Source organism: Shewanella insulae (assembly GCF_009831655.1).
Lineage (GTDB): Bacteria > Pseudomonadota > Gammaproteobacteria > Enterobacterales > Shewanellaceae > Shewanella > Shewanella insulae.
On the sequence record NZ_WRPA01000012.1, the window covers coordinates 55795 to 70670 of the forward strand.

The window sequence follows — 14876 nt, forward strand, 5'->3', positions numbered from 1 at the left end:
CGGCCTCAACTTTTTACTGGCGTGTTCGCTGGTAGAGATTGAAATGCGACATTAGCTCAGTTGATAAAAGGTAAGACGATACCTTTGTTGATGATGACAGCTAAGGTAGCACGAAAAATTTATGCGACATTAGCTCAGTTGGTAGAGCGATACCTTGCCAAGGTATAGGTCATCGGTTCGAACCCGATATGTCGCTCCAAATTACAAAAGTTTGGCTACACCAATATCCAGACTCACAGATTTTGCGACATTAGCTCAGTTGGTAGAGCGATACCTTGCCAAGGTATAGGTCATCGGTTCGAACCCGATATGTCGCTCCAAATTTATGCGACATTAGCTCAGTTGGTAGAGCGATACCTTGCCAAGGTATAGGTCATCGGTTCGAACCCGATATGTCGCTCCAAAATTTATGCGACATTCGCTCAGTTGACTCTTTGTATAGAGCAAAAGGGCGATACCTTGCCAAGGTATAGGTAATCGGTTGTTTATTTCGAACCCAATATGTCGTTCCAAAATTTATGCGACATTAGCTCAGTTGGTAGAGCGATACCTTGCCAAGGTATAGGTCATCGGTTCGAACCCGATATGTCGCTCCAAATTTTTCCTCATCAGTTTCCTGTATCAGTTATTTTTTATCCTGCCGATTGAATGTATCGCTTCTCTGCGACATTAGCTCAGTTGACTCTTTATATAGAGCAAAAGGGCGATACCTTGCCAAGGTATAGGTCATCGGTTGTTTGTTTCGACCGATATGTCGCTCCAAATTTTCCCTCGACAGTTTCAGTTGCTAGCCCCCCTTCGTTCATCCTGCTAGTCATCAAATTACTTCACCTCGATGTCACAAATTCGGTGCATGGTTTCCTGTCATGGTGAATTTTTATTCATTCTTGTACGGCTAATTTAGTGGATGGTCGAGGAGCGGGTTGGTAGATAAAGCCCTTAAGCTAGCGATTGTTGGCCCTCTATCGGCGTAAGGATCACAAAATTCCTATTTGCGTGATGTGAGATAAAATTCTTTAAGCTTGTCTAATGTAGTGACTTCAGAAGTGCGCAAACTATGACATTGTTCAAAAAAAACAGCGCTAAATACTCCCATAATGAAATCAAATCAGTATTAACGCCTAAAACTTGGCATCGATTGGAGAAGGAAAGATGAGATTTCAACAACTTAATGAACAGTTGGCATATGTCTCTAAGTGTCGCTTGGAAATGGCCCGTTTGTATGCGCGTTTGCACAGTGCGGTAGATTCGTCTCGCGTGAAGTTGATGCTGGAGTATTTGCAACAACATGAGAAAGAGGTGTCTCAGAAGATCGATGATTATATCGAAGAGGCACCAAATCGTCTGCTTGAACTCTGGTACAACGATATTGTGTTCGAAGATTTCATCAAGCGCTGCCAAGATGTGATTCCTGCGGCCAACATGAACGAAGACGATCTGCTGGAACTGCATCTGGATCTCGACAATCGCCTGATCGGTCTGTTCGAGAAGACGGCGGAATCCTCTGTGCCGGGTGATGTGAAGAATGCCCTAAACGATCTGGTGCGTGTCGAGAAGATCCAGCAGCAGCGTCTAGTGCACAGCAGCCTGAGAATGGAAGACATCTAACCCGGTTGCATTTGACCCGAGTTCATTTAACCCGTGTTTTCTTAGTTTAAGTTATCTGGTTGTGTCGGGAATAAGACTTAATAAAAAGGCGCCTAAGGCGCCTTTTCTTATTCACATTCTTACTATTGTAGTTTCGATTCTATAGCTTACTATTTTTAATCGACTTTTCTCAAATTATCATTGTCTTTAAATCGAGGCTATAACGGCCGATATGGCTATATTTAGCTATGCAGCTTCAGCAATTTGACTGACTTCTTTGTTTTATTTTCTGAGTTGGACGAAATTACAGCTTATCTCTTGGTTGGCAAATAGGCTTCTGAGCTGGTGTATTTATTGTGCCAGATCAAACTAACTTCATTCTCTGGTGTTTGAGCGGAATCTATTGGCGATTAAAAGTTCAAATATCGAATATGCTTAGGCATAGGGTGACTCGCCCGAGTGATGAGATTTGTTAAGGAGACTCCAGATGTTGTTTAGTGACGGGCAGCTGCCATCGGCCTTATATACGGCGCAGATGATTCGCGACGCCGAAACGCGCTTGATCGCGTCCGGTGATTCTAACCTTTGTCAGTTGATCGACAGCGCAGGACAGTCGGCCTTCGAGCTGCTGCAACGAGAGAGCAAGCTCAATAGTAAAATTTTGGTGTTGGCGGGCTATGGTAACAATGGTGCCGACGCCTATATCTGCGCGACCTTGCTGCTCGAATCGGGTTGTGACGTCGCCCTCTATGCCGTGGAGCGCGCCGAGCCAGGTGAGGGGATCAGCTATGCCAAGGCGGCCTTTCTGGCGGCGGGCGGTCATCAGTTGTCAGATTATCAAGAGGCGCTCAAGGAGGCCGAAGTCGTCGTCGACGGTCTGTTAGGCACTGGAGTTAAGGGGGAGCTGCGTGCGCCTTTTGCCGAGATGATCACAACCCTCAACAGCTATAGCCACTGGGTTTTATCCTTAGATGTGCCGTCGGGTATCGATGTGGATACAGGTGCGGGTCAGTTAGCGGTCAAGGCCGATGTGACTCTGACCTTTGGCGCACCGAAACAGGGGCTAATCACGGGAAAGGCCAGGGACTGTGTAGGGCGTCTCTGGTTTGCCGACATTGGCCTGCAGGATTATCTGCCGGAATCCAAGGTGCTTAACATTGCTCATAGGCAGACAGACCTGGGATTGCCTGCCAGGGCACAGAACAGTCACAAGGGGGCCTGCGGTAAGGTGACCGTTATCGGTGGAGATATCGGCATGGCGGGGGCGCCGCGACTGGCCGCAGAAAGTTGCCTGCGGGCGGGAGCCGGCCTGGTGGCAGTGATCTCAAGACCCGAGCATCTGACCGTGGTCAATTCGGGCAGACCGGAAATCATGTTCTGGGGCTGCGAGTTGGTGGATATGGAGGTGTACCAACGTTTGGGGTGGGCCGACATTCTGCTAATCGGTCCTGGGCTGGGGAAACGTGACTGGGGCTACAACCTGCTTAAGGCGACGGGTCTTAGCGACAAGCCCTGTGTCATGGATGCCGATGCACTTAACTTGCTGGCGCTCGAGCCGTCGCGTCAGAGCAACTGGGTATTGACTCCCCATAGCGGCGAGGCCGCTAGATTATTGGGGATCAGTATTGCCGAGGTGGAGGCAGATCGCTTCGCCGCCGTCTATGCCTTACAGGCCAAATATGGTGGTGTGGTGGTGCTTAAGGGTGCTGGAACCCTGATTTATGATGGCAAGGTGTGCCATGTGGCGCCTGTGGGGAATCCTGGGCTCGCCAGTGGTGGCAGCGGCGACGTGTTAGGCGGCATCATTGCCGCTTTGATGGCTCAGGGCATGCCTAAGATGGATGCGGCCAGCGCCGGGGTGGTGGTTCACGGTGCAGCGGCGGATCTGGCTGCGAAAGATGGCGAGCGAGGCATGCTGGCCTGCGATTTATTTGGCCACATACGCGCCCTGGTCGATAAGATATAGTTTCAGCATTAAAATACAGTAATGTTTGTTTAGATAAACGCCGGTTTGGGTTAAAGTATCTGGCTCAAAAAAGGATTGTCCTTGATTAGCGATAGATACGATGACATCAGTAAAAGTTTATCTTGAAAATGAAGCAGAAACCGTTAGCTTAGGCCAAAGGCTAGCCAGTGCGATAAAGCCGCCATTGACCCTCTATCTGAGTGGAGAGCTGGGGGCGGGAAAAACGACCTTTAGTCGGGGCCTCATTCAGAGCCTGGGACATAAGGGGGCGGTGAAGAGTCCGACCTATACGCTGGTTGAGCCTTATGAGCTAGGTGATATTGATGTGTATCATTTTGATCTTTATAGATTAAGCGATCCAGAAGAGCTCGAGTTTATGGGGATTAGAGACTACTTTACCGACTCGAGCCTATGCATTGTCGAGTGGCCGGATAAGGGAGTAGGCCTCTTGCCCGAGGCGGATCTGGCGATCCATATTCAATATCATCAACAGGGCCGAGAGGTCATGCTGACGGCGCACTCGAGCGCCGGAGAGATTTTGTTAGATAGTTTACATAATAATGATAAGAACTGAATCACTAATAAAACGCCTATTATTGATAGCTTTACTATGTATTCCTTCCATGGCCTATAGTGCAAATAAACTGGAAGGGGTACGTATATGGGCGGCGCCAGAGTCGACGCGGGTGGTGTTTGATCTGCGCGAGCCGCCAAAATATTCCCATTTCACCCTCACCAGCCCCTACCGCCTGGTGGTGGATCTAACGACCACGGCGACTGGGCTCAATCTGAGTAAGATACAGAACAACAGCAAGTTGGTTAAGCGGGTGCGTATCAGCAAGCCGCCGAAGAAGGGGACTCTGAGACTGGTGATCGACCTGGTGAAGCCCGCTAAGGCTAACCTCTTCGCCTTGTCGCCCACGGCGCCCTATGGCAATCGTCTGGTGGTGGATCTCGAAGGGGGAAATCAGAGTCCTAAGAAGGTAAAGGTAGAGCCAGAGCAGGCGCTTAGAGACATCATAGTGGCCATCGACGCTGGCCATGGCGGCGACGATCCCGGCTCTATTGGTCCTTCCGGCACCTATGAGAAGAAGGTAGCGCTGCAGATTGCCAAGAAGGTGGAGGCCAAGATCAATGCCACGCCAGGCATGCGCGCCATCATGACACGTTCCGGTGACTATTTCGTCAATCTGAATAAACGCTCCGAGATCGCCCGTAACAGCAAGGCCGATCTCTTGGTGTCTATTCACGCCGATGCCTTTACCTCGCCCCAGCCTAGAGGCGCCTCGGTTTGGGTGCTATCGATGCGCCGGGCCAACAGTGAGATCGGTCGCTGGTTAGAGCAGAAGGAGAAGCATTCTGAGCTGCTGGGCGGTGCCGGTGAGATCATCCAGAACGCGGATAACGAACAGTATCTGGCCATGACCCTGCTGGACATGTCGATGGACAGATCCATGGCGATCAGCCATAACATCGCCGGCGACGTGCTGTCGAATCTGGGTAAGGTCACACGTCTGCATAAACATAAGCCGGAGGCTGCCAGCCTGGCGGTGCTTAAGTCGCCGGATATTCCTTCTATCCTGGTGGAAACGGGTTTTATCTCTAATCATAGAGAAGAGCGGTTATTGAACCAGCGGGATCACCAGAACAATATCGCCAAAGCCGTCCATAAGGGGGTGGTGCGCTATTTCGAGAATAATCCACCGGCGCACACCTTGATGGCCAGCAAACGAGGTATCAAGCATAAGGTAGTGGCCGGCGAATCATTGTCTGTGATCGCCCACCGTTATCAGGTCTCGGTCGCCAGCATCAAGAAGGCCAATAAGCTCAAGTCCAACACCGTCTACATTGGACAGAAGCTGATCATTCCCCGGGCCTAAGGAGCCAAGATGACCATTAGAATTTTGCCTCCTCAACTGGCTAACCAAATAGCCGCCGGGGAGGTGGTCGAGCGCCCCGCCTCGGTGATCAAGGAGCTGGTGGAGAACAGTCTGGATGCTGGTGCGACCCGGGTCGATATCGAGATCGACAAGGGTGGCAGCAAGCTGATTAAGATCACCGACAATGGCTCAGGCATCCCTAAGGAGGAACTGAGTCTTGCCCTGTCCCGTCATGCCACCTCTAAGCTGGCCTCGCTAGACGATCTCGATGCCATCCTAAGCTTTGGTTTTCGCGGTGAGGCACTGGCCAGTATCAGTTCGGTATCCCGCCTGACGTTGACTTCCCGCACCCAGGAGCAGAGCGAAGCCTGGCAGGCCTATGCCGAAGGCTCCGAGATGGCGGTCAGGGTGATCCCTGCGGCGCATCCTGTGGGCTCAACCGTCGAGGCGGCGGATCTCTTCTTCAATACGCCAGCCAGACGCCGCTTCTTAAAGAGTGATAAGACAGAATTTACCCATATCGATGAGTGGCTTAAGCGTATAGCCTTAGTGCGCCGTGACATTCACTTTACCCTCAAGCACAACGGTAAACAGGTGCGTAACTACCGCCCGGCCAAGACTGAGGCTCAGTATCTACTGCGCCTGGGGCAGGTTGGCGGTAAGGCCTTTGCCGACAGTGCACTCAGGGTAGATTGTGAGCATAACGGCCTGAGCCTCAGCGGCTATATTCAGTCGCCACTTAGCGGTTTGGCGGTAGGCGATACCCAATATTTTTATGTTAATGGCCGCCTGGTGCGCGACCGCCTGGTCAATCATGCTGTGCGTCAGGCATTTGCCCAGCAGCTGCAGGGGGAGCAGGTCGCCTTCGTTCTCATGTTGAACCTGGATCCTCATCAGGTGGATGTCAACGTGCACCCGGCCAAGCATGAGGTGCGCTTCCACGAGAGCCGTTATGTCCATGACTTTATCCTGCAGGCGCTGGAATCAGCGCTGCGAGAGTCCAGCGAGTTAGCCTTCGACGGCGTCCCGGCTGCACAGGGAGCTAGTGAGGAGGCCTCTGGCTCCTATATTCGTCCGCTACAGCCTCAGCAAAGTGATTCTGAAAGTAATCAGATTGCCTATAGCGAGACGGAAGAGCATGGAAAAAGACTCGCAAATGAACACCCAGCCTATGGCGAGCACCAAGCTGGTCGCCAAGCAGGTGGACAGAGAGTGCAAGAGGCACAGATGAGCAGCTACGGCGGTAGTCAGTTTGCCGGGCGTGGGCGCAACTATGCTAGCGCCGAGTTGCCCAGTCAGGCGGTGGTCGATAGTTATGCCCAGCTGATGACCACGCCTGGCGTGACGGGTCAGGGAAATCAGCCGCGCGGCAATCATCTTCCCCCTATGCCACAGGTCCTCGATGGTCGATATTGGCTCTTGGTCAGGGGAAGCGAGCTTGCTTTGTTGAGCCTTTGCTGTACGGCGCGTGAGCTAAACCGTCGCGAGATTGAAGCCAAGTTGGATGCGGGACTGGTTGGGCAGCCACTCTTGATGCCCGTATCGGTCAAGGTGGATGAAGATTGGCAACAAACCCTGGCCGAGAGAGAGCTTTTAATCAGAAAATTGGGCTTAGAGCTAACTATTCGTCTCGGCCAGTTGATAATTAAAAAAGTGCCCCCATATCTAAGGCAGAGTCAGCTGGCGAGTGTGATCCCCGAGTTGCTTCAGTGGATACGCTTCGAAGAGCCATCCAGCGATGCGCTGGTTAACTGGTTGGTAAACCAGTCGGGCGAGCAATTTAATTCGGCGAGTCGGCTATGGGATGAGCTCATGGGGCTTCCCGAGTCGCAGCTGCAAGAAATTTTATCTATGGCCAAGGTGATGCCTTGGCAAGAGTGGTTAGGTGAGCAAACGAGTGAATAGCGAGAGTCAGCCGACAATTATTACCCTGATGGGGCCGACGGCGTCGGGCAAGACGGCCCTTGCGATGGCGTTGGCCGAGCAGCATAACTGCGAGATCATCTCGGTCGACTCGGCGCTCATCTATAGAGGAATGGATATTGGCAGCGCAAAACCGACTCAGGAAGAGCTGAGTCGTGCGCCCCATCGTTTGATCGATATTCGCGATCCCAGCGAGAGCTATTCCGCGGCAGATTTTCGCAGCGATGCCATCAAGCATATCGAAGCGATCTTAGCCGCGGGCAAGACTCCCTTGTTAGTCGGCGGCACCATGCTCTATTTCAAGGCGCTGCTAGAGGGGCTGTCACCATTGCCATCGGCGGATGAGGCGATTCGGGCCGAGATAGCCAAAGAGGTTGAAACCAAGGGCTGGCAGGCATTGCATGATGAACTGCGACGCGTGGATCCTGTATCGGCAGAGCGGATCCATCCTAACGACCCTCAGCGTTTGTCACGGGCCCTGGAGGTATATCGCATTAGCGGTAAGAGTCTGACAGAGTTAACTCAGGTGAAGGCCGATGCCTTACCCTATAAGGTGGTGCAGTTTGGTATCGCACCGAAAGATCGCAAAGTGCTACACCTTGCTATAGCAGAAAGATTCAAATTAATGTTAAATCAAGGTTTCATCGAAGAGGTGCAGCGGCTCAAGGCGCGAGCGGATCTGCACTTAGACCTACCTTCGATGAGATGTGTCGGATATCGCCAGGTGTGGCAGTATCTCGATGGGGAATTTGACTATGATACTATGGTCGAAAAATCCATAGTTGCGACTAGGCAATTGGCCAAGCGTCAATTAACATGGTTGCGAGGCTGGGCTGACCTAAATTGGCTGGAGAGTGGGGATGAATCTAATCTGGCGCGACTATTAGAACATTGTCGCTAGCTAATTCATTCACTCTATATAATACTAAAACCAAACCAGAAATTGATGCTGTATTAGGTTTTAATTAATTTTAATAAAAAGGAAATTACATAATGGCAAAGGGGCAATCTTTACAAGACCCATTTTTGAACGCATTACGACGTGAACGCGTTCCAGTATCTATCTACCTAGTTAACGGTATTAAACTTCAAGGACAGGTCGAGTCATTCGATCAGTTTGTTATTTTATTGAAGAACACTGTCAGCCAGATGGTTTATAAGCATGCTATCTCTACCGTTGTGCCTGCGCGTCCATTTAATGTGAGCAACCATCACAATACGCCAAACCAGGCTTCTGGTTATAATGCACAACATGACGATAGCGCTGAGTAATTTCCTGAGGAGTTCGATTTTTGTTTGAACGCTATGAGGCGGGAGAAGCTGCAGTACTTGTCCATATCGACTTTTCAGATGAAGACAGTAGGGAAGATATTACCGAACTTCGTTTATTGGTCGAGTCGGCAGGCGCTGAAACCGTTGGCGTGATCACGGGAAGTCGTCGTTCTCCAGATAGAAAGTATTTTGTTGGTACAGGTAAAGCGGAAGAGCTGGCAGCCATGGTTGCCGCCACTGACGCGAATGTGGTGATTTTTAACCACGCCTTGAGTCCTGCACAAGAGCGTAATCTTGAGCTGATCTGTCAGTGTCGGGTGTTAGACCGTACGACGCTGATTTTGGATATTTTTGCTCAGCGCGCCAGGACCTATGAGGGCAAGTTGCAGGTGGAGCTAGCGCAATTGCGCCACATGTCGACACGCCTGATTCGTGGTTGGACTCACCTTGAACGGCAAAAAGGTGGTATCGGCCTGCGGGGACCGGGGGAAACCCAGTTGGAAACCGATAGACGTTTGCTGCGTGGTCGTATCAAAACCATCAATAAACGGTTGGAAAAGGTTGATAAACAGCGTGAACAGAGTCGCCGGGCGAGACAGCGAAGCGAACTCGCGACCGTGTCCTTGGTGGGGTACACCAACGCCGGTAAATCAACCCTGTTTAATGCACTGACCGTGTCTGAGGTCTATGCCGCAGACCAGTTGTTTGCGACACTCGATCCGACCCTGCGTAAGTTAGACTTACAAGACGGTTCGGTCATTTTGGCCGATACGGTCGGTTTCATCAGACACCTTCCCCATGATCTCGTGGCCGCGTTTAAGGCCACCCTACAGGAAACTCGCGAAGCGGATCTCCTGTTGCATGTGGTCGACAGTGCCGATGAAAACATGGGCGACAATTTTGAACAGGTACAGTTAGTACTCAAAGAGATTGGCGCCGAAGAGATTCCACAGTTGATTGTCTGTAACAAGATAGATCTGCTGGAGGATGTGGGACCTAAGATCGACTATGATAGCGATGGGGTTCCTACGCGTGTTTGGGTTTCGGCTCAGCAGCGTCTAGGCTTGGACTTGCTCGAAAAGGCCATCAACCAGCTGGTTGGACGGGCCATATTGGAGCTAACCTTGCGAATTCCGGCAACGGCCGGACATTATCTTGGTCAGTTTTATCGACTGGATGTGATACAGCAGAAAGAGTATGACGATCTGGGGAACTGTATCTTATCTGTACGTTTATTGGAGGCCGATTGGCACCGATTAGCGAAACAGAGCCAAGGGGAGTTGGAAACCTTTATTGTTGAAAGCGCAGCAATAGAGTAGTTTTTAGTAATCTCGTTTATTTCATACACCTATGGAGTGCTAAATGGCTTGGAACGAGCCCGGTAACAAGGGTCAAGACCCTTGGGGAAACAAGAACGGCAATGACAAGGGGCCGCCAGATCTCGACGAAGTATTTAAGAATATTTCTAAGCGTTTTGGGGGTAAAGGTAACGGCGCTGGCGGTGGATTTAGTGCGCTTGGTTTTATCATTGTATTAGGCATCGCCGTTGTCGTATGGGGACTCTCAGGTTTCTATACGGTGAAAGAAGCCGAAAAGGGTGTGGCGCTACGCTTTGGCAAGTATATTGGTGAAGTCGAGCCGGGCCTGCAGTGGAAGGCGACCTTCATCGATGAAGTCTTCCCGGTGAACGTGAGTAACGTTCGATCAATTCCTGCCTCGGGCAGCATGCTCACCGCAGACGAGAACGTCGTGTTGGTGGAGCTGGATGTACAGTATATTGTGGTCGACCCTTATCGCTACCTGTTTAGCGCGGTCGATGCTAATTCGAGCCTGCGTGAGGCGACCGATAGCGCCCTGCGTTATGTGGTTGGCCATAACAGGATGGACGATATCCTGACTACGGGACGCGATCAGATCCGTCGTGACACCTGGGAAGAAGTGGAGCGTATCATCAAGCCTTATAACCTGGGCATTGAGATCCGCGACGTGAACTTCTTGCCGGCACGTCCACCTGAAGAGGTGAAAGACGCCTTCGATGACGCCATTGCCGCACAGGAAGATGAGCAGCGCTTCATTCGTGAAGCCGAGGCTTATTCTCGCGAGATCGAGCCAAAGGCTCGTGGTACGGTGCAGCGCATGGAGCAACAGGCGAACGCCTATAAAGAGCGTGAGGTCTTAGAGGCGCGCGGTAAGGTGGCTCGCTTCGAGAAGCTATTGCCTGAATATAAGGCCGCGCCGGAAGTGACCCGTAATCGTCTCTACATCGATGCCATGTCTAAGGTCTTATCGGGTACCAACAAGGTGCTGGTGGATTCGAAGGCGGGCAACAACATGATGTATCTGCCATTGGATAAGTTAATGGAGCAGCGTCCACAGACTAAGACGAGCAAGCCTGTCGAGGTGGACACGGTCAATGACTCAGTGAACAGCATAGTAAATAGTGTTGGCATGCCGTTAGATGGAAGGCCTTCTCGTAGCGACCGTACTCGCCAGGGGAGAAACTAATCATGGGTAGATTATCTGTTATTATTGCGGCCATCTTGGTCGCCATGGGTCTATCGTCCCTGATGGTGGTCAACGAGGGTGAACGCGCTATCGTGTCGCGCTTTGGTAAGATCATCAAAGACGAGGGCGTGACGCGCATCTATAAGCCGGGTCTGCATATCAAGTTGCCGGTGATCGATAAGATCAAGTATCTCGATTCTCGCATCCAGACAATGGATGGCGCGGCGGACCGTTTCGTTACCTCAGAGAAGAAAGACCTTATGGTCGACTCTTATGTGAAGTGGCGTATCAAAGATCACGAGAAGTATTATCTTGCGACCAACGGTGGTAACAAGGTCCAGGCCGAATCGCTACTCCAGCGTAAGATCAATAACGATCTACGCACCGAGTTTGGTCGCCGTACCATTAAGGATATCGTTTCGGGTAGCCGCGACGAGCTGCAACAAGATGCGCTCAGAAACGCTTCTGACAGCGCGCAGGATCTGGGGATCGAGGTGGTCGACGTGCGCGTCAAGCAGATCAACCTGCCGGCCAACGTGAGCTCAAGCATCTACCAGCGTATGCGCGCCGAGCGTACCGCTGTGGCTAAGGAGCATCGCGCTCAGGGTAAGGAACAGTCTGAAATCATTCGCGCCAAGACAGATGCCAGCGTGACCATTCAGATCGCCGAAGCCGAGCGTAAGGCGTTGCAGGTACGTGGTGAGGGCGATGCCATCGCCGCAAAGATCTACGCCGATGCCTATAAGAAAGACCCTGAGTTCTTCTCTTTCCTGCGTAGCCTAGAGGCTTACCAGGCGAGTTTTGGTAATGGTTCTAACGTTATGGTGCTCGAGCCAGAAGGCGACTTTTTTAAGTATATGAAGGACGCTAACGCTAAATAGTTCTCATTGAGGATTATTGAGATTAAAGCCCGACGAGTTCGGGCTTTTTTATCGCTTACTTCTGCAAGTTACTAATTTAGTTTTGATTGTTATTCTCGTTTACCATTTTATCAGGTAAAATCCTGACAGTTTTAAGCCGCTCTTGCTGCCCATTTTCTTCTAGAATGAGCAATTTCCTAACATAGTTAACTTTGTGCTTTGTTTTACTATGATCTGCTTCTAATTTTTGGCTATAATGAGCCCCGCCTCAAATTTGATTTTTGCGCTTTGGGGTAAAACCCCAAATTCAAAAATTTTTAAAACAAAAATTCCAACACTCTCTGGAGATAAGTGGATGAGCAATGCGCCAGTCGATACCGGACGTCGCAGATTCCTGACCGCAGCAACCGCCGTAGTGGGTGGTGCTGGTGCCGTCGCTGTAGCGGTTCCTTTTATAAAGTCGTGGAATCCGAGTGCCAAAGCGAAAGCTGCAGGTGCGCCGGTAGAAGTAAATATTAGTAAGTTAGAACCGGGTCAGCTGATCCGTGTTGAATGGCGTGGAAAACCTGTATGGGTTGTCCGCCGCACTGAAGAGATCTTAAAGGGTCTTGCTACTCACGATAATCAGTTACGCGATCCTGCGTCTAACGAAGAGCAACAGCCTGCCTACGCGCAGAACGCCGTTCGCTCAATCAAGCCTGAGTTCTTTATTGCCGTTGGTCTGTGCACGCACTTAGGTTGTTCTCCAACGTATCTGCCTGATACATTCGGTGAACAGGTTGAAGGCGTCGCCTCTGGTTTCTTCTGCCCATGTCATGGTTCTAAGTTTGATATGGCAGGTCGTGTATTCCAGGGGGTTCCAGCGCCGTTGAACCTAGTTGTTCCACCTCATCAATACATTGATGACGGCAACGTGATCATCGGTGTCGACCAGGGGGCTGCATAATGGTTAAGAATATTATCGATTGGATTGATGCGCGCATCCCTATGACGGCGACCTACAACCGTCATGTAGGTCAATATGCGACGCCGACCAACTTCAACTTCTGGTACTTCTTTGGCTCTCTGGCCATGCTGGTGCTGGTTAACCAGCTGCTAACCGGTATCTGGTTGACCATGAACTATGTACCAACCGCAGAAGGTGCCTTCGCCTCCATCGAATACATCATGCGTGATGTCGAGTATGGCTGGCTGCTGCGTTACATGCACTCAACCGGTGCATCTGCCTTCTTTGTGGTGGTTTATCTGCACATGTTCCGTGGCCTGCTCTACGGTTCTTATCAGAAGCCACGTGAGTTGCTGTGGCTGTTCGGTATGCTGATCTTCCTCGTACTGATGGCTGAAGCTTTCATGGGTTACCTGCTTCCTTGGGGACAGATGTCTTACTGGGGCGCACAGGTAATTATCTCTCTGTTTGGTGCTATCCCTGTTATCGGTGACGACCTGACACTATGGATTCGTGGTGACTTCGTTGTTTCTGGTGCGACGCTGAACCGCTTCTTCGCTCTGCACGTTATCGCGCTGCCGTTGGTGCTTGTGGTACTGGTGTTCCTTCACCTGATCGCCCTGCACGAAGTGGGCTCTAACAACCCAGACGGTATCGAGATCAAGAAGAACAAAGATGAGAATGGCTGGCCGAAAGACGGTATTCCATTCCACCCTTACTACACAGTGAAAGATATCATGGGCGTTGCTGGCTTCCTGATCGTCTTCTGCTACGTATTGTTCTTCATGCCAGAAGGCGGTGGATACTTCCTCGAGAAGCCTAACTTCGAAGCGGCTAACCCGATGAAGACACCTGAGCATATTGCACCAGTTTGGTACTTCACACCTTTCTACGCCATCCTACGTGCGATTCCTGACAAGCTGTTAGGGGTTGTGGGTATGGGTCTAGCGATTGCCGTACTCTTCGTTCTACCTTGGTTAGATCGTTGTAAGGTGAAGTCAATCCGCTACCGTAGCATGATTCATAAGCTGAATATTGGTCAGTTTGCCGTATCTTTCGTTATCTTAGGCTACCTGGGTGCCGTACCTGCGACGCCAACGCTGACAATTGCTGCGCGTATCTTCACTCTGACATACTTCGGTTTCTTCTTAGCGCTGTGGCTATACAGTAAGAATGAGAAAACTAAGCCTGTACCAGAGAGGTTGACCCACTAATGAAAAAATTACTGATTGCATTAGTTACATTAGTACCATCTCTTGCGTTTGCTGCAGGTGGTGCCCATGTTCATCTAGAAAGTGCTAACGTCGACCTGAAAGACAAAGAGTCGCTGCAACGTGGTCTGGATAGCTTCCAGCACTACTGTTCAGGTTGTCACAGCACTCAGTACCAGCGTTATAACCGTGTTGCCGAAGACCTGGGTATCTCAGTTGACGATATGCGTAACAAGTATATGTTCAACGCCGATGCCAAAGTGGGCGACCTGATGGAAAATGCTATTCCTGAAGTCGACGCGGCCAAGTGGTTCGGTGCTGCGCCACCGGATCTGACCCTGGTTGCACGTGTACGTGGCGAAGACTGGATCTACACCTATCTGAAGAGTTTCTACCAAGATGAGACTCGTCCATTTGGTGTAAACAACACTGTCTTCCCGTCGGTGGCTATGCCGCACGTACTGCAAGAGCTGCAAGGCCTACAGGTTAAGCAAGAAGACGGTAGCTTGGTTGCTACTGGCGGAAAGCTGACTGCCGAAGAATATGATCAAGTCGTTCGTGACATCACAGGCTTCCTGGTTTACTCAGGCGAGCCGGTCAAACTTGAGCGTGAAAGCTTAGGTTGGTGGGTAATGGGCTTCCTGTTTATTTTCTTTATTGTGGCCTACCTCTTGAAGAAAGAGTACTGGAAAGATGTACACTAACCCCCGTTAGAGGTTAGAATAT

Annotated in this window: 13 protein-coding genes and 6 tRNA genes; all 19 read left to right on the forward strand. The window is 50.8% G+C overall.

Features of this window, described 5'->3' with window-relative positions; translation table 11 throughout:
- The first annotated feature begins 123 nt into the window (after positions 1-123).
- Positions 124-199: transfer RNA gene (locus GNT65_RS13640), tRNA-Gly, on the forward strand.
- A 45-nt stretch (positions 200-244) separates the two neighbouring features.
- A tRNA-Gly gene (locus GNT65_RS13645) sits at positions 245-320 on the forward strand.
- Between the two features lie 7 nt (positions 321-327).
- Positions 328-403: transfer RNA gene (locus GNT65_RS13650), tRNA-Gly, on the forward strand.
- 8 nt (positions 404-411) lie between these two features.
- Positions 412-512 (forward strand) — tRNA-Gly (locus GNT65_RS13655).
- Between the two features lie 8 nt (positions 513-520).
- A tRNA-Gly gene (locus tag GNT65_RS13660) sits at positions 521-596 on the forward strand.
- Positions 597-663: 67 nt separating this feature from the next.
- Positions 664-762, forward strand: a tRNA-Gly gene (locus GNT65_RS13665).
- A 390-nt stretch (positions 763-1152) separates the two neighbouring features.
- Complete coding sequence (locus GNT65_RS13670; protein WP_160797108.1) at positions 1153-1608, forward strand: hypothetical protein; 456 nt, start codon at positions 1153-1155, stop codon at positions 1606-1608.
- 466 nt (positions 1609-2074) lie between these two features.
- Positions 2075-3553 (forward strand): NAD(P)H-hydrate dehydratase, encoded by a 1479-nt coding sequence (locus tag GNT65_RS13675; RefSeq protein ID WP_160797110.1) that lies wholly within the window; start codon positions 2075-2077, stop codon positions 3551-3553.
- A 100-nt stretch (positions 3554-3653) separates the two neighbouring features.
- On the forward strand, positions 3654-4127 hold the full coding sequence (tsaE, locus tag GNT65_RS13680; RefSeq protein WP_160797112.1) for a tRNA (adenosine(37)-N6)-threonylcarbamoyltransferase complex ATPase subunit type 1 TsaE: 474 nt from the start codon (positions 3654-3656) through the stop codon (positions 4125-4127).
- The gene (locus GNT65_RS13685) at positions 4114-5433 is read left to right on the forward strand and encodes an N-acetylmuramoyl-L-alanine amidase (RefSeq protein ID WP_160797114.1); all 1320 of its coding nucleotides are present in this window, start codon (positions 4114-4116) and stop codon (positions 5431-5433) included. Before tsaE ends, GNT65_RS13685 begins: the two co-directional genes overlap by 14 nt.
- 9 nt (positions 5434-5442) lie before the next feature.
- The gene (mutL, locus tag GNT65_RS13690; RefSeq protein ID WP_160797116.1) at positions 5443-7338 is read left to right on the forward strand and encodes a DNA mismatch repair endonuclease MutL; all 1896 of its coding nucleotides are present in this window, start codon (positions 5443-5445) and stop codon (positions 7336-7338) included.
- Entirely contained in the window at positions 7331-8257 is a 927-nt protein-coding gene (gene miaA, locus GNT65_RS13695) for a tRNA (adenosine(37)-N6)-dimethylallyltransferase MiaA (RefSeq protein ID WP_160797279.1), read from the forward strand. The genes mutL and miaA overlap by 8 nt, the downstream gene beginning before the upstream one ends.
- 92 nt (positions 8258-8349) lie before the next feature.
- Complete coding sequence (gene hfq, locus GNT65_RS13700) at positions 8350-8628, forward strand: RNA chaperone Hfq (protein ID WP_160797118.1); 279 nt, start codon at positions 8350-8352, stop codon at positions 8626-8628.
- A 20-nt stretch (positions 8629-8648) separates the two neighbouring features.
- Positions 8649-9947 carry a ribosome rescue GTPase HflX gene (gene hflX / locus GNT65_RS13705; protein ID WP_160797120.1) on the forward strand — a complete coding sequence of 433 codons (1299 nt, stop codon included), beginning with the start codon at positions 8649-8651 and terminating at the stop codon, positions 9945-9947.
- A gap of 43 nt (positions 9948-9990) precedes the next feature.
- Positions 9991-11133, forward strand: coding sequence for an FtsH protease activity modulator HflK (hflK, locus tag GNT65_RS13710; RefSeq protein WP_160797122.1), 1143 nt, complete (start codon positions 9991-9993; stop codon positions 11131-11133).
- Positions 11134-11135: 2 nt separating this feature from the next.
- Entirely contained in the window at positions 11136-12014 is an 879-nt protein-coding gene (gene hflC / locus GNT65_RS13715; protein WP_160797124.1) for a protease modulator HflC, read from the forward strand.
- A gap of 334 nt (positions 12015-12348) precedes the next feature.
- Positions 12349-12939: a ubiquinol-cytochrome c reductase iron-sulfur subunit gene (petA, locus tag GNT65_RS13720; RefSeq protein WP_160797281.1), complete on the forward strand. Its 591-nt coding sequence runs from the start codon at positions 12349-12351 to the stop codon at positions 12937-12939.
- On the forward strand, positions 12939-14153 hold the full coding sequence (locus tag GNT65_RS13725) for a cytochrome b (protein ID WP_160797126.1): 1215 nt from the start codon (positions 12939-12941) through the stop codon (positions 14151-14153). The genes petA and GNT65_RS13725 overlap by 1 nt, the downstream gene beginning before the upstream one ends.
- Complete coding sequence (locus GNT65_RS13730) at positions 14153-14854, forward strand: cytochrome c1 (RefSeq protein WP_160797128.1); 702 nt, start codon at positions 14153-14155, stop codon at positions 14852-14854. The genes GNT65_RS13725 and GNT65_RS13730 overlap by 1 nt, the downstream gene beginning before the upstream one ends.
- Positions 14855-14876: the final 22 nt, after the last annotated feature.

Excerpts from the sequence above, each read along its gene's own strand:
- GNT65_RS13685 (WP_160797114.1), top strand. The coding sequence starts at position 4,114 with ATGATAAGAACTGAATCACTAATAAAACGCCTATTATTGATAGCTTTA.
- hfq (WP_160797118.1), top strand. The coding sequence starts at position 8,350 with ATGGCAAAGGGGCAATCTTTACAAGACCCATTTTTGAACGCATTACGA.
- tsaE (WP_160797112.1), top strand. The coding sequence starts at position 3,654 with ATGACATCAGTAAAAGTTTATCTTGAAAATGAAGCAGAAACCGTTAGC.
- petA (WP_160797281.1), top strand. The coding sequence starts at position 12,349 with ATGAGCAATGCGCCAGTCGATACCGGACGTCGCAGATTCCTGACCGCA.
- GNT65_RS13725 (WP_160797126.1), top strand. The coding sequence starts at position 12,939 with ATGGTTAAGAATATTATCGATTGGATTGATGCGCGCATCCCTATGACG.
- GNT65_RS13675 (WP_160797110.1), top strand. The coding sequence starts at position 2,075 with ATGTTGTTTAGTGACGGGCAGCTGCCATCGGCCTTATATACGGCGCAG.
- GNT65_RS13670 (WP_160797108.1), top strand. The coding sequence starts at position 1,153 with ATGAGATTTCAACAACTTAATGAACAGTTGGCATATGTCTCTAAGTGT.
- hflC (WP_160797124.1), top strand. The coding sequence starts at position 11,136 with ATGGGTAGATTATCTGTTATTATTGCGGCCATCTTGGTCGCCATGGGT.
- mutL (WP_160797116.1), top strand. The coding sequence starts at position 5,443 with ATGACCATTAGAATTTTGCCTCCTCAACTGGCTAACCAAATAGCCGCC.
- GNT65_RS13730 (WP_160797128.1), top strand. The coding sequence starts at position 14,153 with ATGAAAAAATTACTGATTGCATTAGTTACATTAGTACCATCTCTTGCG.
- hflK (WP_160797122.1), top strand. The coding sequence starts at position 9,991 with ATGGCTTGGAACGAGCCCGGTAACAAGGGTCAAGACCCTTGGGGAAAC.